The 20,655-nt window shown below is 72.2% G+C and carries 19 protein-coding genes and 1 tRNA gene; 4 read left to right on the forward strand and 16 right to left on the reverse strand.

Features of this window, described 5'->3' with window-relative positions; all coding sequences use genetic code 11:
- Nucleotides 1-11: 11 nt before the first annotated feature.
- Nucleotides 12-998: an FHA domain-containing protein gene (locus M4D82_RS12220; RefSeq protein ID WP_502988909.1), complete on the forward strand. Its 987-nt coding sequence runs from the start codon at nt 12-14 to the stop codon at nt 996-998.
- On the opposite strand, the gene M4D82_RS12225 is transcribed toward M4D82_RS12220, so the two are convergent.
- A complete protein-coding gene (locus tag M4D82_RS12225) occupies nt 995-1,984 on the reverse strand; it encodes a methyltransferase domain-containing protein (RefSeq protein WP_249766079.1) in 990 nt (329 codons plus the stop codon). The two genes, M4D82_RS12220 and M4D82_RS12225, sit on opposite strands and share 4 nt — an antisense overlap.
- Before the next feature lie 159 nt (nt 1,985-2,143).
- Between M4D82_RS12225 and M4D82_RS12230 the strand changes: the two genes are divergently transcribed.
- Nucleotides 2,144-2,512 (forward strand): globin, encoded by a 369-nt coding sequence (locus tag M4D82_RS12230; protein ID WP_249771727.1) that lies wholly within the window; start codon nt 2,144-2,146, stop codon nt 2,510-2,512.
- 12 nt (nt 2,513-2,524) lie between these two features.
- Here the strand turns inward: M4D82_RS12230 and M4D82_RS12235 are convergent, their stop codons facing one another.
- Genes M4D82_RS12235 through ettA form a run of 3 tightly spaced genes read right to left on the reverse strand, consistent with a single transcriptional unit; the run spans nt 2,525 to nt 5,407 of the window.
- Complete coding sequence (locus tag M4D82_RS12235; RefSeq protein WP_249766080.1) at nt 2,525-3,262, reverse strand: DUF8010 domain-containing protein; 738 nt, start codon at nt 3,260-3,262, stop codon at nt 2,525-2,527.
- Nucleotides 3,259-3,732, reverse strand: coding sequence for an acyl-CoA thioesterase (locus M4D82_RS12240; protein ID WP_249766081.1), 474 nt, complete (start codon nt 3,730-3,732; stop codon nt 3,259-3,261). Before M4D82_RS12240 ends, M4D82_RS12235 begins: the two co-directional genes overlap by 4 nt.
- A 10-nt stretch (nt 3,733-3,742) precedes the next feature.
- Entirely contained in the window at nt 3,743-5,407 is a 1,665-nt protein-coding gene (gene ettA / locus M4D82_RS12245) for an energy-dependent translational throttle protein EttA (protein ID WP_249766082.1), read from the reverse strand.
- 206 nt (nt 5,408-5,613) lie between these two features.
- Here ettA and M4D82_RS12250 point away from each other — a divergent pair, with 206 nt between their 5' ends.
- Nucleotides 5,614-6,135, forward strand: a complete 522-nt coding sequence (locus tag M4D82_RS12250) for a hypothetical protein (protein WP_249766083.1) — start codon at nt 5,614-5,616, stop codon at nt 6,133-6,135.
- Here the strand turns inward: M4D82_RS12250 and M4D82_RS12255 are convergent.
- The 5 genes from M4D82_RS12255 to M4D82_RS12275 all read right to left on the reverse strand — a co-directional run bounded on the left by M4D82_RS12255 (nt 6,120) and on the right by M4D82_RS12275 (nt 13,276).
- Nucleotides 6,120-7,649, reverse strand: a complete 1,530-nt coding sequence (locus tag M4D82_RS12255; RefSeq protein ID WP_249766084.1) for a bifunctional phosphatase PAP2/diacylglycerol kinase family protein — start codon at nt 7,647-7,649, stop codon at nt 6,120-6,122. The two genes, M4D82_RS12250 and M4D82_RS12255, sit on opposite strands and share 16 nt — an antisense overlap.
- An 85-nt stretch (nt 7,650-7,734) precedes the next feature.
- The gene (locus tag M4D82_RS12260; RefSeq protein WP_249766085.1) at nt 7,735-9,117 is read right to left on the reverse strand and encodes a TQXA domain-containing protein; all 1,383 of its coding nucleotides are present in this window, start codon (nt 9,115-9,117) and stop codon (nt 7,735-7,737) included.
- A 68-nt stretch (nt 9,118-9,185) separates the two neighbouring features.
- On the reverse strand, nt 9,186-9,596 hold the full coding sequence (locus tag M4D82_RS12265; protein ID WP_249766086.1) for a single-stranded DNA-binding protein: 411 nt from the start codon (nt 9,594-9,596) through the stop codon (nt 9,186-9,188).
- A 97-nt stretch (nt 9,597-9,693) separates the two neighbouring features.
- A complete protein-coding gene (locus M4D82_RS12270) occupies nt 9,694-11,658 on the reverse strand; it encodes a GTPase (RefSeq protein ID WP_249766087.1) in 1,965 nt (654 codons plus the stop codon).
- A 4-nt stretch (nt 11,659-11,662) separates the two neighbouring features.
- A complete protein-coding gene (locus M4D82_RS12275) occupies nt 11,663-13,276 on the reverse strand; it encodes a dynamin family protein (RefSeq protein WP_249766088.1) in 1,614 nt (537 codons plus the stop codon).
- A gap of 332 nt (nt 13,277-13,608) precedes the next feature.
- Here M4D82_RS12275 and M4D82_RS12280 point away from each other — a divergent pair.
- Nucleotides 13,609-13,681, forward strand: a tRNA-Arg gene (locus M4D82_RS12280).
- Between the two features lie 105 nt (nt 13,682-13,786).
- Here the strand turns inward: M4D82_RS12280 and M4D82_RS12285 are convergent.
- The 7 genes from M4D82_RS12285 to M4D82_RS12315 form a co-directional block, all read right to left on the reverse strand.
- Nucleotides 13,787-14,734 carry a DMT family transporter gene (locus M4D82_RS12285; protein WP_249766089.1) on the reverse strand — a complete coding sequence of 316 codons (948 nt, stop codon included), beginning with the start codon at nt 14,732-14,734 and terminating at the stop codon, nt 13,787-13,789.
- Entirely contained in the window at nt 14,731-15,645 is a 915-nt protein-coding gene (dcsG, locus tag M4D82_RS12290) for a D-cycloserine synthetase (RefSeq protein WP_249766090.1), read from the reverse strand. The genes M4D82_RS12285 and dcsG overlap by 4 nt, the downstream gene beginning before the upstream one ends.
- Before the next feature lie 96 nt (nt 15,646-15,741).
- Nucleotides 15,742-16,488 carry an SDR family oxidoreductase gene (locus tag M4D82_RS12295; RefSeq protein WP_249766091.1) on the reverse strand — a complete coding sequence of 249 codons (747 nt, stop codon included), beginning with the start codon at nt 16,486-16,488 and terminating at the stop codon, nt 15,742-15,744.
- Between the two features lie 37 nt (nt 16,489-16,525).
- The gene (metX, locus tag M4D82_RS12300) at nt 16,526-17,644 is read right to left on the reverse strand and encodes a homoserine O-acetyltransferase MetX (RefSeq protein ID WP_283844547.1); all 1,119 of its coding nucleotides are present in this window, start codon (nt 17,642-17,644) and stop codon (nt 16,526-16,528) included.
- A 7-nt stretch (nt 17,645-17,651) separates the two neighbouring features.
- Complete coding sequence (cysK, locus tag M4D82_RS12305) at nt 17,652-18,629, reverse strand: cysteine synthase A (protein ID WP_249766093.1); 978 nt, start codon at nt 18,627-18,629, stop codon at nt 17,652-17,654.
- Between the two features lie 87 nt (nt 18,630-18,716).
- Nucleotides 18,717-19,562: an arginase family protein gene (locus M4D82_RS12310; RefSeq protein WP_249766094.1), complete on the reverse strand. Its 846-nt coding sequence runs from the start codon at nt 19,560-19,562 to the stop codon at nt 18,717-18,719.
- A gap of 2 nt (nt 19,563-19,564) precedes the next feature.
- Nucleotides 19,565-20,335 (reverse strand): YqcI/YcgG family protein, encoded by a 771-nt coding sequence (locus tag M4D82_RS12315; RefSeq protein ID WP_249766095.1) that lies wholly within the window; start codon nt 20,333-20,335, stop codon nt 19,565-19,567.
- Between the last annotated feature and the right edge of the window lie 320 nt (nt 20,336-20,655).

A 20,655-nucleotide genomic window follows, 5' to 3' on the forward strand; every position in this document is an offset into this window, starting at 1 on the left:
AACCTGACGCGATGACGCAGGGAGAAGGGGGAAGCGCCGCGATGCCGACCTGCCCGAACGGGCACCAGTCCGCCTCCGACGACTGGTGCGAGGTCTGCGGTCACCGCATGGCTGCCCCGACGGGCGCCCCCGCGGCGCCCTCCTACGGCTACGGCTACCCTCCCACCGCCGGAGAGCCGACCGCCCAGGCGGAGCTGTGCCCGCAGTGCCGGACCCCGCGCGAGGCCATGGCGCCGTTCTGCGAGGAGTGCCGGTACAACTTCCTGACCCGCGCGGCCACGCCGGTGACGGGTGCGGGCACCGCCGTGCCGCCCCCGGCCCCGCCCGCCCCGCCGGCCCCGCCCGCTCCGCCGGCCCCGCCCGCCCCGCCTCAGCCCGTGTACTCCCAGGACCACTTCGACTACCAGGGCTCCCGCCCGTCGCGGGTCAACCGCCCCGCCGAGTCGCTGGAGCGCGAGGACGACTGGCTGCTGCCGCCGCCCGCGCCCGAGCCGCACGTACAGGCCGCGGCGCACGCACAGCTCACAGCGCCCGTACAGCCCGCAGCGCCCGTACAGCAGCAGCCCCCGGCGCCGCCGGAGTACCGGCAGCCACAGGGCTGGTCGGCGACGATCGGGCCCGACCGCTCGTACTTCACGGCGATGATGCGGCGCAGCGGCCCCGAGGCGGCCGGGCTCAACCTGCCCGCGTACTCCCCCGAACAGCACCTTCCGCTCTCCGGCGGCCAGATCACCATCGGCCGCCGCCGCGCCTCGACCGGCGAGTCCCCCGACATCGACCTGTCGGTGCCGCCGGAGGACCCGGGCGTCTCCCACCAGCACGCGGTGCTCGTCCAGCAGCCGGACCAGAGCTGGGCCGTGGTCGACCAGAACTCCACGAACGGCACCACCATCAACGGCGGTGAGGAACCGATCCAGCCGTACGTGCCCGTCCCGCTGGGCGACGGCGACCGCGTCCACGTGGGCGCCTGGACCACGATCACCATCCGGCGGGGCTAGGGTTCTTCCTCCCCCAGGGACCACACGTAGGGCCCCTGGGGGTCGTCCAGCCAGGCCCATTGGCCCTCGGGCGTGACGGTGACGCCGAAGCGTTCGCGCGCCGGCCGGCCTTCGCGCCGCCACAGGTCGAGCGCCTCGCGCGGGTGCAGTACCCCCGCCGTCAGGATCAGCAGGAACTGGAAGCGCTCGTTCTCCACCAGCTCGTACGGGACCCCGTGCAGCGGCCCCGTCGTCCCGACGGGGTGCGGGGAGGCGGTGGCCCCGCGCAGGGGGACGAAGTAGGCGGACGTGTGGAGGAACCGGCCCTCCGCGAAGTCGGGGCCCTCGACCGTGAGGGCGATCAGGCCGGTCGACAGGGGGGCCAGGATCCGCGCGCCCGGCCGGCACTGGGCGAGCCAGGCGGGCGGGATCAGCGGCAGGGTGCAGGTCACCAGGATCCGGTCGAAGGGCGCGCGTGAGGGGCAGCCGCGCGCCCCGTCGCCGGTGACGACCGTCGGTCGGTAGCCGAGGAGTGCCAGATGGGCCCGCGCCGACTCGGTGATCTCCTCGTCCAGGTCGACCGTGGTGACGTGCTCGTCGCCGAGCCGGTGGCAGAGCAGGGCCGCGTTGTAACCGGTCCCGGTGCCGATCTCCAGCACGTCGTCCCCGTCGCGTACCTCCAGCGCCTCCAACATCTTCGCCATCAGGGAGGGCTGGCTGCTGGAGGAGACCAGCTCGCCGTCGCGCAGTCGGGTGGCGAGCGGGGCGTCCGTGTACACGCCGCGCAGCCAGCGGGCGCGTTGTTCCGGGTCCGGATCCTCGCCCCAGAGCCGCTCGTGGCCGGCGCCGCGGCCGGTCCAGAAGTACGGCACGAACAGGTGGCGGGGCACGGCGCTGAACGCCGCCCGCCAGGCCGGGTCCGCCAGCACCCCGGCGGCGACCAGCTCCCGTACCTGGGCGGCGTGCGCGGCCTCGCGCAGGTCCCGTCCGGTGCCGTCCGTGCCCATGTCTCCACTTTCCTGCGCCCGGCCCGCGCGTGCGACCGCGCGCGGGGGGCGGGATCGGTCCGGGAGCCGGGCGGGATCGGTCCTAGGACCGGGGTCCTCCGTCCGGGCGTCTGAGACGATGGTCGGGTGAATGACGATCCGCAGAGCACCGTCCAGGAGATGACCTTCTACGAGCAGGTGGGCGGCGAGGAGACGTTCCGCCGTCTGGTCCACCGCTTCTACCAGGGCGTCGCGGAGGACCCGCTGCTGCGTCCGATGTACCCGGAAGGGGACCTCGGGCCCGCCGAGGAGCGGTTCGCGCTGTTCCTGATGCAGTACTGGGGCGGCCCGACGACGTACAGCGACCACCGCGGGCACCCGCGCCTGCGCATGCGGCACGCGCCGTTCCAGGTGGACGCGGCCGCGCACGACGCGTGGCTGCGGCACATGCGGGTGGCGGTGGACGAGCTGGGCCTCGCGCCGGAGCACGAGGCGCAGCTGTGGAAGTACCTGACCTACGCGGCCGCCTCGATGATCAACACCGCCTGAGCGGCGGCGGCGTCAGACCGGCCGGACCTGGAGGGCGCCGAGCCCGCCGGTCCGTCCGGGGCGCCGGGTGGCGACGGACCCGTACGGGGTGCTGAGGCGCAGCCAGCCGGCGGAGGCGAAGAGCGCGACGGGGGCCGGGGTGGCCTCGGCGGCGGCCCCGCCGGAGCCGTTCGACGCGGCGGGCACGGGGGAGCGTACGGGGCGCAGGAAGCCGAGGGACTGCGCGGCGTGCACGGCGCGCAGCGGCAGTTCGGTGTCTCCCAGGGTGCGCGACCAGATCTCCCGGCCGATGCGGTCCCGCTCGGAGCGGGTGCGGTGCTGCGGGGGCAGGGCCTCGTCACGGGCCCGGAACTCGGTGACGGCGGCGGCCACGGCCGCCCGTACCGCCTCGGGAGCCGGCAGACCCGCCACGGGCTGCCAGCCGCCGCGCGGGGGCAGCACCCCGGCCCAGGGCGGGCCGGTGACGGCGGCGGGCACCGGGAGGGTGGCGGCGTCCTCGTCGATCGCCTCCAGCAGTTCCCCGGCGGACACCGTCACGTCCAGCGGCGTCGCGAGCGGCTCGGCGAGGCGGGCCGTACGGATCGCCAGGACGTCGAAGGACGGCGGCCGCCCGAAGACGGCGAGCGCGCCGCCGCCGGCCGACGCCTGGAGGCGTACGGCGGCGGCGCGGTCGTAGTGGACCAGCCGGCCCAGGAAGGCGGCGAGGTCCGCCGCCTCCCCGGAGTCGGCCAGCCGCAACTGCTCGTTCATGCCGCGAGGCGACCTTCCGCACGCTTGGCCGCGACTCGTTCCTTCGGCTCGTCGAGGTACTCCTCCAGGAAGAGCCGTTCCTCGGCCGTGATGCGGCGGGGCCGCCCCTCGGCGAGGTTGTAGGGCACGACCACGGTCTCGGCCCGGACGTAGACCGTCTCGGGCCTGTCCTCGGTCGCCTCGTCCTTGACCTCGTAGCGGATGGTCAGGGAAGCGGCGCCTATGCGGGTCACCCAGGACTCGATGAGCACCGGCTCGTGCCGGTGCACGAGGGGCAGCTTGTAGTCGATCTCGTGGCGGGCGACGACGGAGCCGCCCGTGAAGGACTCGCTGCCCTCCCCCGGCGCCAGGCGGAACATGAAGTCGATGCGCGCCTCCTCCAGGTAACGGAGGAAGACCACGTTGTTGACGTGCCCGAAGGCATCCATGTCCGCCCAGCGGAGGGGGCACCGGTAGTGGTGTCTGGCCATGGTCTTCGACCTAGCCCCGGGTGAGCTTCTTGTAGGTGGCGCGGTGCGGACGGGTCGCGTCCGGGCCGAGCCGCTCGATCTTGTTCTTCTCGTAGGACTCGAAGTTGCCCTCGAACCAGAACCACTTCGAGTCGCCCTCGTAGGCCAGGATGTGCGTGGCCACGCGGTCCAGGAACCAACGGTCGTGGGAGACGACCACGGCCGCGCCGGGGAACTCCAGCAGCGCGTTCTCCAGGGAGCCCAGGGTCTCGACGTCGAGGTCGTTGGTGGGCTCGTCGAGGAGCAGCAGGTTGCCGCCCTGCTTGAGGGTGAGCGCGAGGTTCAGGCGGTTGCGCTCACCGCCGGAGAGGACGCCGGCCGGCTTCTGCTGGTCCGGGCCCTTGAAGCCGAACGCGCTGACGTACGCGCGGGACGGCATCTCGACCTGGCCGACGTTGATGTAGTCCAGCTCGTCCGACACGACCGCCCAGAGGGTCTTCTTGGGGTCGATGTTGGCGCGGCCCTGGTCGACGTAGGAGATCTTGACGGTCTCGCCGACCTTGATCTCGCCGGAGTCCGGCTTCTCCAGGCCCTGGATCATCTTGAACAGCGTGGTCTTGCCGGCGCCGTTGGGGCCGATGATGCCGACGATGCCGTTGCGGGGCAGGGTGAAGGACAGGTCGTCGATGAGGACCTTGTCACCGAACGCCTTGGAGAGGTTGTTGACCTCGACCACGATCGAGCCCAGACGCGGGCCCGGCGGGATCTGGATCTCCTCGAAGTCGAGCTTGCGCATCTTGTCGGCCTCGGCCGCCATCTCCTCGTAGCGAGCGAGACGGGCCTTGGACTTGGCCTGGCGGCCCTTGGCGTTGGAGCGGACCCACTCCAGCTCTTCCTTGAGGCGCTTGGCGCGCTTCTCGTCCTTCTTGCCCTCGACCTTGAGGCGCTCGGCCTTCTTCTCCAGGTAGGTGGAGTAGTTGCCCTCGTAGGGGTGCGCGCGGCCGCGGTCGAGTTCGAGGATCCACTCGGCGACGTTGTCGAGGAAGTAGCGGTCGTGGGTGACCGCCACGACGGCGCCCTTGTACTGGGCCAGGTGCTGCTCCAGCCAGTTCACGGACTCGGCGTCGAGGTGGTTGGTGGGCTCGTCGAGGAGCAGCAGGTCGGGGGCCTCAAGCAGCAGCTTGCAGAGCGCGACGCGGCGCTTCTCGCCACCGGAGAGGTTGGTGACCGGCCAGTCGCCGGGCGGGCAGCCCAGGGCGTCCATGGCCTGCTCCAGCTGGGCGTCGAGGTCCCACGCGTTCGCGTGGTCCAGGTCGTCCTGGAGCTTGCCCATCTCCTCCATCAGCTCGTCGGTGTAGTTCGTCGCCATTTCCTCGGCGATCGCGTTGAACCGGTTGAGCTTCTGCTTGATCGGGCCGACGCCGTCCTCGACGTTCTCCAGGACGGTCTTGGACTCGTCGAGCTTGGGCTCCTGCATGAGGATGCCGACGGAGTAACCGGGGGAAAGGAAGGCGTCGCCGTTGGACGGCTGCTCGATGCCCGCCATGATCTTCAGGACGGTGGACTTGCCGGCGCCGTTCGGGCCGACCACGCCGATCTTCGCCCCCGGCAGGAAGTTCAGGAAGACGTCGTCGAGGATCACCTTGTCGCCGTGAGCCTTGCGCGTCTTGCGCATCGTGTAGATGTACTCAGCCAAGAGAAACCGTCCGGCAGATCAATGGGTGGGCAGATACACCCCATCTTGCCGTACGTCCATCCCCCGGGGGAAACGCGTTCCGCTCCCCTGGACAGCGGGGGCCGTGCCGGGCGGGGCAGGATGACTCCCCGTACGACAGGTATGACGCTCCGGGGGGAGTCCTTGTGAACAGCTGGCCGCTACCACTGGCGATAGCACTGATCGGCATGACGGGCACGCTCTTCGCGCCCCTGCTGACGCAGCGGCTCGTGGGCCGGGTCCAGTCCGAGCAGTTCGAACGCCAGGAGCTGATGGCCGAGAGCCAGTGGCGGCGCGAGCGGCGGGCGGCGGAGCTGGAGGTGCGGCGGTCCTGCTACGTGGCCGCCATGTCCGCGTACCGGCGTTACCGGATCGAGCTGATGAACTTCCTGTGGCTCGTCCACAAGGCGCAGGTCACGGCACAGGGGCGGGCGGACCTGGAGGACGCCCGGCAGACGATGCACCTGGCGTTCGCGGAGGCGCAGCTCGTCGGCTCCGAGGCGGTCGTGGCCGAGCTGGACGGCACGACGGAGGTGCTCGCCCAGACCTTCTACCGGATCCTGCGGCTGGAGGAGGGCGACCCGCTGCCGGACGGCGGCTTCGAGACGCTCAAGGCCCATCTCCTCGGGCTCGGGGAGCGGTGGAAGGACATGCGCGCCGTGATGCGGGCCGACCTCGGGGCCGACGGCGCCCTTCAGCGGGGGCGGTAGACGACCAGGGCGTCCGGGAGGGAGTCGAGGACGAGGGCCTGGGGGGCGTGGGCGTACTCGCCGTCGTAGGCGAGCGGGGTGCCGGGCGGGATGTCCGTGACGCGGAGGCTGCGCAGGTGGGTGGCCACGTGGACGGGAGACCGGCTGAGCGGGCCGGTGAAGGCGGCGGCGAGCAGGCGCGGGCCGGGGCGGCCGCCGCCGTGGACGAGCCGCAGGTCGAGCAGGCCCTCGCCGAGGCTGTCGCGGCGCCGGGGGGCGGGGCCGGAGCCGTGGTAGGTGCCGTTGCCGACGAAGAGCAGCCACGCGCTGCGAGGGCGCCCGGCCAGGGTGAGGTGGACGGGCCGCTCGGCGCGCAGCACCCGCCAGGCCGCCACCACGGCCGCCGGCCCCGCCCCGATCCGCGGCGTCCACCGCAGCCGGTGCCGCAGCATCTCCGGGTAGGCCCCGATGCTGAAGTTGTTGAGGAAGTACCCCCCGTCGCCGGCCGCGGCGACGGAACCGGGACCGGCGGCACGGGTGGGGGACGTGTGGGGGCGGGGCGGGGTGGGGGTGAAGCGGCCTACCGAGATGCGGACCGCTTGGCCGGTGGCGAGGGCGCGGCAGGTGTCCTCCGGGCCGGCGAGGCCGAGGTCCAGCGCGAAGTGGTTCAGGGTGCCGCCGGGGAACACCGCCAGCGGCACCCCGGCGCGCAGGGCGGCCGTCGCGGCGGCGTTGACCGTACCGTCACCCCCGCACACCCCGAGCACGGTGGCGCGGGCTGCGGCCGAAGCCAGGACGGCCGGCAGTTCCTCGCCCCCGCACTCGACGAGCTCGGCCTTCGGCAGCCGCTCCCGTACGAGGTCGAGCCCCGCCTCGGCGGCCGTCCCCGACCCGGTGTTGACGACCAGCGTCAGCCCGGCGCCGTCCGGCAGGGCAGGCGCTCCGACGGCCTCGCGTTCGTCACCCGGGGCGACCCGCGCCTCCTGCGCGTCGCGCGCGAGGCGGCGCACGACGAACCCGGCCGCCACCCCGAGCGCCGCGCCGGCGACCACGTCGGCCGGGTAGTGCACCCCCGTGTACACGCGGGAGAACGCCACCGACACGGCGACGGGGGCCACCGCGAGCCCCCAGCCCGGGGACTCCAGCGCGAGTCCCGTGGCGAAGGCGAAGGCCGAGGCGGAGTGCCCGGACGGGAAGGACGTCGTCCAGGGCGGTACGACGGGCTGCCGCACCACGGGGACTCCGTCCAGCAACGGCCGGGGCCGGCGGACGGACCACTTGCCGACGGTGTTGATCGTCGCCGAGGCCAGTGCCAGCGAGGCCGCCCCGCGCAGGGCCGCCTTGCGGGCGCGGGGCGTGCCGAGCACGGCGATCCCGGCCCCGACCGCGCCCCACAGCACCCCGTGGTTGGCTGCGCGCCCGAGCCTCGGAAGCACCCGGTCGGCCCCCGGCCAGTGCCGCCGCGCCACCGCGTCGAACAGTCTGCGGTCCCAGCCCGCGACCACGCCCCGCCAGGTCAACTCCTGATCAGCCATTTCCTGCCCCTACCCGGAGCCGCCGATCCGAAATCAGGCCCCCCCTGTGCCTCCCCCCTGTGCCTGCTCCCCTGTGCCTCCTCCCCTACGCGTCTTCCCCGTCCTCTCCCTCCAGCGGCCGCTTGCGCAGCAGCAGGACCACCATTCCGCCCAGCACCACCAGTCCCACCGCCAGCGCGGCGATCACCGGAGTGGCGGCCGAGCTGCCGCTGGTGGCGAGCCGTTCGTCGTCCGGCGTCTCCTCCGGGGAGGACGACGACGCGGCGTCCACCACCGTCTCCGCCGCCCCGGCCGGGGCCTCCATGGCCCCCGGCGCACCCGACGGGGACGCCTGGCCGCGCGGCCGCGGCCAGACCGCCGTGGCGGTGGCGGTCGACGCCGACGCGCTGGAGCCGGCCACGATCTGCGCCTCGGCCGGGATCCCGCTGGTGAAGACCCGCCCGACCGGCACCTTCGTGGAGCCCTGCACGGTGACCGAGGCCGTGCCGTCCGGGGTGCCCGGGGGCACCTCGAAGTACAGCCGGGTGCCGTTGCCGACGGACTCCAGCGGGCGCCCCTCGGCGTCCACCACCCGTACGCCCATGGCCACGGCCGCCGCGTCCGGGGTGACGCTCACGCTCTGCGCCCCCGTCCGCACGGTGACGGGCCCGAGCCGGCTGCCGACCGGCCCCGACACCGGCCCCGACACCCGGCCCGGATCCAGCCCCAGCGAGGCCGGCGGCTCCGGCAGTCGGCCCGCCGTCCGCTGGAGGTAGTCGGCCAGCAGCTCCGCCGCCGGGTCCGTCGCCTCCACCTGGGCCCCGTCGGCCAGCCGCCAGATCGCGACCTGGGTGCCGGCGGCCGCGGTCTCCGCCGTGAGCGAGCCGGCGCCGGCCGCCTTCGCGAGCCCGGCCAGGTCGTTGAGCTGCGGGTAGGAGTGCTCCAGGACCCACCGGATGCGCCCGGCCTCGGCGTTTCCGGCGAGGGGACTGCCGCTCCAGCCGCTCTCCGTGTACCGGGCCTGGGGCTGCGCGTACCCCGCCACCCCGACCCCGTACGTCTGGAGCATGCCGCCGCCGTCGACCCGCATCTCGTACAGCCCGGCCGGGATCTGCCGGACCGAACCGTCCCCGGTCCGCAGAACGGCCTGGCCGTAGGTCTTCAGCCCGTCGAGCACGGCGCTCGCGCCTTCGGCGGCGCGGCCGGCCGTCGGATCGGAGTCGGCGAAGGCTCGGGCGCCCGGGGCCGCGGCGAGCGCGGCGGCCAGCAGGGCCACCGCCAGTGGACGCCGTACGGAGCCCCGTACGCCCCCCGCACCCGCGTCGCCGACGGCCACAACGGCAGCAGTCGCCACAGGAAGCGGAGCGGGAAGCGGAACCACGGGGCGGGCGGCCGCCCCGGTGACGGGCGGGGCCGGCGATCCGCCCGCCGAGGCGGTGGGGGCGCAGGACGCGGTGGACGCGGAGGGTGCGGGAACAGCAATCGACACAGTCTTCCCCTTCGGGCCGATGGCCCAGGTGCCCGTGAGTACCGGGGAATCCTAGCTTCCTCGAACACTCAGACCACCGCCGCCTTCTGAGTGCTCATCAGCGGTGTATCCGTCTTGACGACACGCCGGAACGCGGCGGTTCCGCGGTTCAGGTCGTGTCCGATGGCGATCGCGTCGATGTCCGCCGAGAACCACCGCACGCCCTCGCCGTCGGGTGGGGCCTCCCGGACCCGCAACCTGCCGTGGACCACGAGCGGTTCGCCCACGGCCACCGAGGCGGTCAGGTTCAGCGCGAGGGTCCGGCGGGCCCACACGGTGTAGAAGCTCGTGGGGGCGTCCGTCCAGACCTCCGTCCGCCGGTCGAAGTACCTCGGCGTGACCGCGAAGCGGAATCGCGCCGAGGGTCCGCCACTCGATGAATCCTTGAAGTCGATCGCCGTCGCCACGTGCCCCACCAGCGTCACCAGGGTGTCGTTCATCCCGGCCGCCCCCCTCATGTCCCTTGCCGCCGCGGACCTTCCGCATGCGGTGGAACCATGCTGGCCCGCGCCCCGGATCCCCGCTCGGGCCTGTGGATTACTGGCGGGTTGTGGACAACTTCGTCCCCCCTGCGGACACCGCCGCGTACTGTTCGCGTACCTCCCGGTAGCGCAGCAGCTCCGCCGCGACGGGTTCCAGCACCCGGGCCCGCCCGCAGCCCGCCGCCGCCTGCCGCAGCCGGCGCTCCGCGTCCTGCCCGTAGCGCCGCGCCGGGCCCCGGGCCGCGATCGAGCACGCCCACTCCACGAGCGGTCCGCCGACGATCCCCGACACCATGAACAGCACGGGCGGCAGCAGCTTCGGCTCCAGGACCCCGACGATCTGTCCGACCAGCCACAGCCCGCCGAAGATCTGCACCAGGGTCATGGCCGCCTGCGCCAGCACCGCCGCCGGCCACCACGTCGGCCTCGGCGGCTTGGCGGTCGGCGCCGCGACCGCCGGCCCGAGGGTGAGGGCCAGGTCGTCCAGCGCCTCCGGGAGCCGCTCGGCGCCCCGCACCGCGGTCTCCCGTACGGCCTGCGCCCAGGGTTCGGGCAGGCCGACGGCCGCCTCGTCCGCGACGAGTCGTACGGCCTGCTCGACGCGCTGTCGGGCCGTCACCTCCTCCTCGACGGGCGCCTCGGTGGCCACCGGGGCGCGGCCGATCGCCGCGAGGGCGGCGAGGCCCGCCAGGGTGCGCGGGGCGCGCCGGCTCTCGTACCAGCGCCACAGCCGCAGCCAGGGCGTGCCGCAGGCCTTGCCGGCGTTGCGCCGCCAGGCCCGCTCGGCGGCGAGACCGGCGGCGTACGCCCCGACGGCCTCGGCGAGGCGGTCCTCGAACTCGGCGCGCGCGGCCTCGCCGATCTCGGGGCCCGCGTGTCCGTCGGCGACGTAGAGCGGGCGCAGGCGCTGCGCGGCCCGGTCGAGGTCGGCGGAGATCCGCCGGGTGGCGGCGCCCTTCTCCTGGGTGAACTGTCCGAGCAGTTCGCGAAGTTCCCCGACGCCTTCACCCGTGAGGGCGGACAGGCCGAGGACGGTGGCGCCCGGTTCGCCGTGCTCGCCGAGCGCGATCCCGTCGTCGTCGAGCAGGCGGCGCAGGTCGTCCAGGACGAGGTCGGCCGCTTCGCCGGGGAGCCGGTCGATCTGGTTGAGGACGACGAAGGTCACCTCGGCGTGCCCGGCGAGAGGGCGCAGGTAGCGCTCGTGCAGGACGGCGTCCGCGTACTTCTCCGGGTCGACCACCCACACCACGGCGTCGACCAGGGCCAGGACGCGGTCCACGTGGTCGCGGTGGGTGCCCAGCGCGGAGTCGAGGTCGGGCAGGTCGACGAGGACCATGCCGCGCAGGGCCTCGGCCTCGGGGGTCTCGCGGGGGCGGCGGCGCAGCCGGCCGGGGATCTCCAGCCGGTCGAGCAGTCCGGCGGCGCCGTCGGACCAGCTGCACGCGATCGGCGCGGCGGTGGTGGGGCGGCGCAGCCCGGTCTCGGAGATCTGCACTCCGGCGAGTGAATTGAAGAGCGTGGACTTGCCGCTTCCGGTGGCTCCGGCGATGGCGACGACCGTGTGCTGGAGGGACAGGCCCCGGCGCGCGGCGGCCTCGTCCAGCACCCGGCCGGCCTCGGCGAGGGTTTTGCCGTCGAGCCGGGTCCGGGACAGTCCGACGAGTTGGCGCAGCGCGTCGAGGCGGGTCCGCAGGGCCCGCGCCTCGGGGCTGAGCGGGGGCGCGCTCACCTTGCCGCCGTCGCTTCCGGCGCCGGAAACCGCCCGTACGAGTGCTTCGTCACCGCAGTCGTGTTCCCCGTCGGGTTCATCCTCGTAGGCGTCGTCCGGTCGGTCGCCCCGCTCGCCGTCGAGATCGGCCTCGTCGAGGCCGTCGATTCCGGTGCCGTCGGTTCCCGTGCCGTCGGTGCGGCCGGCGGAGCCCCGCCGGCGTCCTTTGCGGCCGGCGCGACGCCGTGAACGTGCGATCAGTCCGTCGTCCCAGCGGTCGTCGGTGCGGTCGCGGTCGGTCAGGGCGGTCACCGCGTCACCTCTCCTTCTGCAGTAGGGACAGCGCGGCGATCAGCTCGGCCTGTGGTTCCGGTGTCACTTCGAGGGCCTCCAGCGGGGCGAGCCGGCGATCCCGTTCGGCGCGCAGTACCTGGTCGAGGTGTTCGCCGACGAGTTCTCCGCCCCGGTCCCGCAGGCGTACGGCGGCCTGTACGCCGATCCGTTCGGCGAGCTTCTCCCCGGCGGGGCGGGCCCGCTTGCCGCCGAGGAGGGCGGCGACGAGCAGGGCGGCGACCCCGTCGGGGTCGGGCGCGGGCTGCCGGTCGAGTCGGGCGACCTCCTCCTCGGCGAGTTCCTCCAGCACCCGCCGCCAGCGCCGTACGGCCATGCCGATACGTTCCGCCGCCTCCCGGTCGGGGGCGGGCAGGGGTACGGCTCCGGCGGCGGGCTCGCGGCGCCAGGCCGCCGCGATGCGTTCGTCGGCGGCGGCGACGGCGCACTGGAGCAGCGCGGCGAGGGATTCGGCGAGGGAGTCGAGGAGTTCGTCGGCGGTGGTGTCCAGGGGGTAGCCGCGCCACCGGGTCAGGGCGTCGCCGGCGAGGACGGCGCCCCGGTCGAGGCTGCTGCGGACCCGCTTGCCCTCGGTGCGGTACGCGTCCTCGACGGCCGAGGTCAGCCGTACGGAGGCGGCGTACTGGGCGGCGACGGCGGAGGCGAGCTCCGGCATCCGGCGGCGCAGCGAGTCGAGCGCGCCGAGCGCGGTGCGGCCGACGGCGTACTGGCGGGCGGCCGGGTCCTGGGCGTGGTGGCTGAGCCAGGCGAGGAGCGGCGCGACGGCGCTGGCCGGCAGCAGTCCGCCCCCGCCGGCCGACTCGGGCAGCTCCGGCACGGTGAAGCGGGGCACGTCGCCGAGCCCGGCGCGGGTGAGCAGGGCGCCGTACTGCCGCGAGACCTCGGCGAGGACCTGGTGCGGGACGCGGTCGAGGACGATGATCAGGGTGGCGCGGAACTGCTTCGCGGTGCGCAGGAGGTTCCAGGGGATGGCGTCGGCGTAGCGCGAGGCGGTGGTGACCATGACCCAGACGTCGGCGGCGCAGATCAGCTCGGCGGCGAGTGTCCGGTTCTCGACCACGAGGGAGTCGATGTCGGGGGCGTCGAGGATGGCCAATCCGCGCGGGAGGGTGGAGACGGTCTCGATCCGCAGTTCACGGGTGCCGGCGTGGCGCTCGGTTCCGCGCGGGCCGGTCTTCTTGGGCGCGGGGAGCAGCTCGTCGTCGCTCTGCGGGGCCCATACGCGCATGAGGTCGGGCAGGACGCGCATCCCGGCGAACCAGTGATGATCATCCGGATGGCAGACGAGGACGGGGGTGCGTGTCGTGGGTCGCAGCACCCCGGCTTCGCTGACCTGACGTCCCACCAGGGAGTTCACGAGGGTGGACTTGCCGGCTCCGGTCGACCCGCCGATGACGGCGAGCATGGGCGCCTCGGGCGCCTTGAGCCGGGGGACCAGGTAGTCGTCGAGCTGCGCCAGCAGCTCGGCCCTGGTCTGACGGGCGCGTGGGGCGCCGGGCAGGGGGAGCGGCAGACGCACGGACGCGACCCGGTCGCGCAGGGCGGACAGGGCATCGAGCAGCTGAGGCCGAACATCCAAGGTCACCACATGCGAAGAATGCCCAATTTGGGACCATTTTTGAAGCTTATACGCCCTCTGCGCGCCGACCGCTACTTCAGTGGGACATCCTGGACACGGCGGACGAGTGGGACTCAGGCATAACGAGTGCACAACACCCACGGCCACGCGGCGTAAAAGCGATGCGAGAATCGCACCTGCCTGCGATTATCGGGACCGCTTCACTGAACCTCCACATCGTGGCACGCGAGTGAAGCAACCGGGACAAGGTGACCGGAGCCCTATCCTTGACCCGGCACGGACCGCAGTCCCACCCCCACCAAGGGGCTCCAGGCCACCACGGTCACCTTCCGGCCCCCGTAGCTCAGTGGATAGAGCAGGCGCCTTCTAAGCGCTTGGCCGCAGGTTCGAGTCCTGCCGGGGGCACTCAAAGGCGTCGCAGAGGCGGCGCCGCGCAATGACCGTGTGCCCTGGGCCTCCGAGGGCGCGGCGGGTGCCCGACGCCGTGGTGACCGCGCCGCGCCGTCCGGTTCAGGATGTTCTGGCCCGCTGGGTGACCACGATGCAGGCGAGCACGATGGCGGCGGTCAGCGGGACGGCGGCGGTGAACTGCTCGCCGAGCAGGAGCACCGCCCAGACCAGGGTGAGCAGCGGCTGAGCCAGCTGGAGCTGGCTCGCCCGCGCCACACCGATCAGGCCCATGCCCTTGTACCAGACGACGAATCCGCCGAACTGCGAGATGCCGGCGATGTACGCCATGCCGATCACGGCCTTCGCGGTGAGGTGCACGGGCTCGTTCGACACCGCCCACAGCGCCACCGCGAGGTTGACGGGGGCGGCGAGCACCACGCCCCAGGCGATCACGCGCCAGCCCGGCATGCGCGCGGACAGCCGTCCGCCCTGGGCGTAGCCGGCCGCGCAGACCAGCAGGGCACCGAAGAGGTAGAGGTCCGCGACGGTCGGCACGCCGTGGTTCTGCGACAGCGTGTACACGACGACGGTCGCCGCGCCGACACCGGCCGCGGCCCAGAAGACCTTCGAGGGGCTGCGCCGGGTGAGTATCGCGGAGAACACGGCCGTGGCCATCGGCAGGACGCCGATCACGACCGCGGAGTTCGCGGTGGACGAGGTCTGCAGCGCGAGCGTGGTGAGCAGCGGGAACCCGATCGCGCAGCCGCCCGCGACGATGACCAGCGCGGGCCAGTCCGAGCGCGCCGGCAGCGGGGCCCGGGTGATGAGGAGCGCGGCGAACGCGATGACGGCGGCCAGGACGCCGCGTACGCCGATGGCGCTCCAGGGCCCGAATCCGTCGAGCGCCCACATGGTTCCGGGGAAGCTGAAGGAGAAGCTGACCACGCCGAGCGCGGCGTAGAGGGTGCCGCTGGAGAAGGTCCGTGTGGCGGGTGCCACGGGTGCCACGGGTGTCGCGGGTGTGGCAGGTGTGGCGACCGGGGCGAGGGAGCTCTGTTGTGCCGTCATGACTGTCCGTTCTTCTGCTTCCGGGAGATTTCTTCCAGCCGTGCGGAGACGGCCAGCGCGAACCGCGTGGCGGAGGCTTCCGAGAACGGCATGCTCAACGAGGGTTCGCAGAGCTCCAGTTCCAGGACCAGCGGCTTTCCGTCGGCACCGCGGATGAGGTCGACGCGACCGTAGAGCAGCGGATCGCGCAGCTCCAGGTGTGCGGCCGCGGCGTCCAGCGCGGCCGCGGCGGCCGCGCGCTCGTCCTCGGTGGCTTCGCGCGCGGTACGGGCCTCCTGCGTCGGCTCGTCGACCGTGCCGTCCTGGAGGAGCAGCGCACGCTTGCGGATGGCGTGGCTGTAGACGCCGTCGAAGTGTATGAGGTTGGTCTCGCCGTCGTGATCGACCGAGTCCAGGTAGGGCTGGAGGATGACGTGGCTGCCCCGGTCGAGCAGCTTGCCGACGTAGATGGCCGCCTCGGTCTCGGCGGACCGCGGGAAGCGCTGCACGTCGCGTGAGTAGGCGCCGACGGTCGGCTTCACCACGATCTCCCGGGCCTGTTCGTGCCCGGCGAGGAAGGCCCGCAGGGCCTCCTCGGGGTCCGCGCCGGGAGCGACGAAGCCGCTCGGCACGACCGGCACGCCGGCGGCGGCCAGGTCTTCCAGGTAGCGCTTGTCGAGGTTCCAGCGCACCACCGGCAGCGGGTTGAACAGGACCGTCACATCGGTGACGTACTCGCACCATTCCATGAATTCCGAAAGGCGCTCGACATAGCTCCACGGAGAACGCAGGAGGACGGCGTCGAAGCGGTCCCATTCGATGTCCGGATCTCGCCAGGAACATATCTCTGTACGGATGCCGGCTGCCTGGCAGGCGTCGAGCAGCAGCGGCATGTCGAAGTCAATGGCAAGGCTGGTCTCGTCGGTGACCAAAGCCAGATGGCTGCCCATCGGGCGACTCCAATACGGGGGGTGAGGGGGCGAGGGGCGAGGTGAATGTCGGGGGAAGTGCGGCGGAAGTACGGGTGGTTACCAGGGGATGGTTTCTCCCCCGTGGGTATAGGTGCCGGTCGGGCCGTCGTCCACGAGCAGGGCCATCGCGACGCTCGTCCGCGCTCCGTCCGTGACGTCGAGGTCGCCCGCGCCGTCGTTCATGCCGGTCCGGGTGTAACCCGGGTGCACCGCATTCACCTTGATCGGCGTCTCGCGCAATTCGTAGGCCAGGTGGACGGTCCAGGAATTGAGCGCGCTCTTGGAGGCGCTGTAGGCCGGGAGCGATTTGAACATGGGGCTGTACGCGTACGACTGCGGATCACTGTGCGTGGTGAGCGAGCCGAGCAGGCTCGACACGTTGACGACGCGGCCGGCCGGCGACCGGTGCAGCAGGGGGAGGAAGGCCCGGGTCACCTCGACGACGCCGAACAGATTGGTCTCGAACGTCTCGCGCCACTGTCGCAGCGGCTGCTCGGACGGCTGCCTTCCGTACTCCTCGATGCGGATGCCGGCGTTGTTCACCAGGATGTCGAGCCGGCCGTGGCCGCTCTCGACCGCCGCGGCGGCGGCCCGGATGCTCTCCGGATCCGTGATGTCCAGCACCAGCGGATCGACGGCGAGCCCCTCGCCCCGCAGGTGCTTCACGGCTGAGGCGACCGCCGCGCGGTCGCGGCCGGCGAGCAGCACCCGGACGCCGGCGGTGGCGAGCCGGCGCGCGGTCTCCAAGCCGATGCCCCGGTTGGCACCGGTGACGAGGGCCAGTCTGGGCGAATGATCGGGCATGGGCATACGGTTCTCCAAGACACGGAAAGGCACGCTGCTAAAGCGTGGTCAGGAACTTGGCGATGGGTGTGCCGAAACGGGCGGTGTCGACCAGGAAGGCGTCATGCCCTTCCGGTGAGTCCAATCCCAGGAACGCGACGTCCGCGCCGCCGGCGGAAAGGCCGTCGGCGATCTGTCGTTGCTGTCGCAGCGGGAACAGGATGTCGGTCTCCACCCCGATGACGAGTGCCTTCTCCAACCGGATACGGGAGAGGGCTTCATCAGTGGTGCCACCACAGGATTCGCCCAGGTCGAATCGGTCCATGCAGCGGCTGAGACCGAGGTAGCTGTTGGGGTCGAAACGGTGGGCGAACCGCCGGGCGTGGCATTCCAGATAGCCTTCCACCTGGAATTCGTGCCCGAAGGGGTCGTCTTCGTCCGCGCGGTCCTGCGGCGCGATGCGCCGGCGACCGAATCGGCTGTCCCATTCCTTCGCCGAGCGATACGTCATCATGCCGAGCTTGCGCGCGGTGAACATCCCGCGCCGCGGGTAGTTCGCGTCGTCGTAGCGGCCTTCGTTCCAGTGCGGGTCGCACCGGATCGCCTCGCGTTGCAGGGAGCGGATCGCTATCGAGAACGGCAGCGCGCTCGCCGCCCCGCAGATGTTGATGTGGCCCCGGGCGAGACCGGGGTGGCGGGCGAGCAGCGACAGCGCGCTCATGCCGCCCATGGAAGTGCCGATCAGGCACGCCAACCGCTCGACGCCCAGCGCGCGTACCGTGTGGGCCGCGGCGTCGGCGATGTCCTCCATCGACAGCTCGGGGAAGTCGGGACCGTACGGGCGACCCGTGCCGGGATCGATGGAGGCGGGCCCGGTCGACCCCTTGCAGCTTCCGAGCGAGTTCAGGCAGATGACGTACCAGCGGTCGGTGTCGATGGGCTTCCCGGGCCCCACCATCGCCTCCCACCAGCCGGGGTCGGTGTCCTGCGGGTGGGAGGCCGCGTGGGCGTCGGGCGAGAGGCCGGTGAGGATGAGGACGGCGTTGTCGCGTTCGGGCGTCAGGCGTCCGACGGTCTCGTAGGCGATGCGCGCGCCCGTCAGCGTTCCGCCCCGTCGCATGGCGAATCCTGCGGGAAGTGGGACGAAACGGGCTGCAGGGGGGATGAATTCCCTCATGTGTCCGTCAGGCCCCGCCGTCACCGGTTTCCAGGGAGGCCAGCCACTCGTCGTCCGAGCCCTCGACCACTCCCTCCATGAGGAACGTGGAGAGATAGCGCTCGCCGGTGTCCGGCAGCATGGCGAGGAGTACGGAACCGGGCGGCGCGGTCTCGGCGACGCGCAGCGCGGTCGCCAGGGTGGCGCCGGCCGAGATGCCGGTGAAGATGCCTTCCTCGGCGGCGAGCCGGCGCGCGGTGTCGCGTCCCGCCACCTCGTCCACGGTCACCAGCTCGTCGATGACGCTCGGGTCGAGCACGCCGGGCACGAAGTTGGGGGCCCAGCCCTGGATCCGGTGGACGTTCCACTCCTGCCCGGCGAGGACGGCGGCGTTGTCCGGCTCGGCGGCGACGATGCGCACCTGCGGGCGGGCGGCCTTGAGCATCTGGCCGACGCCGGTGAGGGTGCCGCTGGTGCCGAATCCGGTGACGAAGTAGTCGAGCCGCTTGCCCGCGAAGTCGCCGAGGATCTCGGAGGCGGTGGTCTCGCGGTGGTAGGCGGGGTTGGCAGGGTTGTCGAACTGGTTGGCCCGGAACCAGCCGTGCTTCTCGGCGAGTTCGTCCGCGATCCGGTTGCCGCCGCTGCTGCCCAGGTGGCCCGGGAAGAGGAGCACCTTGCCGCCGTAGGCCCGGATCAGCTTGCGTCGTTCCGCCGAGTACGTGTCGCCCATGACCGCCACGAACCGGTAGCCGCGGGCGGCGGCCACCATCGCCAAGGCGATGCCGACGTTCCCGGAGGTGCACTCCACGATGGTGTCACCGGGCTTGAGCTGCCCCTTCGCCTCGGCGTCGAGGATGACGGAGAGCGCGAGGCGGTCCTTCACCGAGCCGCCGGGATTGAACGACTCCACCTTCACGTAGACCGTGGTGTGTGCGGGGGCCATACGGTGCAGCCTGACGATCGGGGTGCGACCGATGGTGTCGAGGATGCTGTCGTGGAGGGGCATCGGAAGGTACTCCTTGGGAATGGGTGGGCGGGGTGGGGGCGGGTTTTGGGCTGGGGCGGGGTGTGGGCTGGGGCGGGTTTGGCCGGCCTAGCCGGCCTTGGCGGCCGGGACGTTCTCGAAGGCGACGGCGTTCTCGAAGGCCGGGGCGACCATGCCGAGGATCGTTTCGACCGCCCGCTCGCTGAGTTCGTCGTCCAACGGCGCGTTGAACTCGGCCAGTTCGACGCCGCGCAGCTGCGCCGGCGGAATCGCCTCGAAGATGGCCCGGATCTGCGTGGGGAGCAGGCCGTCCGGGACCGTGTAGTCGGCCGGCACGTGTCCCGGTTCGAGTACGTCCCAGTCGATGTGCACCCACACCGGGCGGTCGCCGACGGCGGCCAGGATGTTCTCGGCCGTCGTCTGCGCCGGGGGGATGACGCGGACGCCGTGCCGCGCGATCAGTTCGCCCTCGGCCTCGTCGATGTCGCGCGCCCCGACCAGAACCGCCTGCGCGGGGCGCAGGCCCGAGCCGTGGCCGCTGTCCCAGAGTCCGCACGCGCCGGCGAGGACCATGCCGCCCAGGTAGCCGGTGCCGGTCGTCTCCGGGGTGTTGAAGTCGCCGTGCCCGTCGATGTAGAGGACGACGGCGTCCGGGTGCTCGCGGGCCACGACCGGCAGGGTGGCGAGGCTCGCGGAGCAGGTGTTGGAGATCATGACCGTCCGGCTGCCGTTGCCGATGCTCTCGGTGACGGCCTCCCGCAGGCCGTTCAGCGTCTCCCCGGCCTGCGGGAGGCTGACGGTCCAGTCGTCGTCGGCGGGCGGGGCGGGCTCGCCGATGAAGCGGGCGGTGAGTCCGTAGCGGTCCTCCAGGGCACGTGCGATGCGGGCGGCGCCCTCGATCATGCGGGGCTCCCGGTCGGCCACCCGGCCCTGGGACACGATGAGCTCGATCACGGTCAATTACTCCTGTTCGTTTCCACGGCCGTTCGGGGCCGGAAAGGGCAGACACCGGTTCGTTCGGTGTTCTCGTCGATCAGCCCGTACTGGAACCATTCGAGTGCGCCGGCGCCGTAGGAACCCAGCTGCGGCGAGTGCGGTATTCCGTCGTAGCGGTGTATGCGCTCGCGGATGTTGGCGCGGACCTTCCGACCGCTGGGCGTCTCGCCGGCGAACACGTCGAAGCGTTCCCGTGGATTGATGACGAGTACGAAATGGTCGCCGAGATTCCTGCTGCGGCGATTACGGTGTGCGGGACTGCTCATGTTGACGAAAAGCGGCATTCCGTTGAAGCACATGGACCAGGTTTCGGAATCCGGGTCGTGTCCGACGTCCGCCGGCCACGGCTCGGGGTCGGCGTGGTGCAGTGCTTGGAGCACCCGCCAGCCGAAGGAGTGGTACTCGGCCACGGTGCGCGCGGTCACGGCGTCCGCCGAGAACGCCACGACCAGCGGATACGCGGTGTCCAGCCGGCCGTCCCAGGTCCTCGACAGCTCGACGTACTCGGTGAGGGACGCCGCCAGGTGCCGGATGCCGTCGCTCTCCTCGTTCTCCACGAAGACGAGCTTCACGAGCTGTTTCCGGAACGCGTTGCGGGAGAATACGCACGGGAAGTCCGGACCGGCGAGGCGTGCCGCGATCCCCTCGAAAGCGTCCCGATGCCATTCCTCTCCACCTTCGAGGACCTGTTCCTGGGAGATCAACCTGGTGGTCTGCTGCGACGTTTCCACCTGAGGGTCCTTTCCTTTCCTGAGGGGCCCTGCCGTGTCGTATGAACTCCGGAAGACCGTGGATACGGAAAATCCGGTACGGGTGCCGTTCGGACCCCCGCCGCGGTCTCCGGAATCGTTTCTCCGGGCCGCTGCTGCGCTCATCGTTGCCCACGAATTCGGGGCGCCGCAACGGTTTGCGCCGAAGGGCTCAGGAGGGGTGTACACCCCGTACGCCGATGGTTGTATGGAGATGAGCTAGAGCCCATTCCTAGGCTGCGATCGTGATCGATTCCGGTACTTACCCGAGTGTCTTCAGCCCGGCCCGTGCGCTCGATCTC

Origin of the sequence: Streptomyces sp. RerS4 (assembly GCF_023515955.1) — a bacterium.
In the GTDB taxonomy this organism is placed as follows: domain Bacteria; phylum Actinomycetota; class Actinomycetes; order Streptomycetales; family Streptomycetaceae; genus Streptomyces.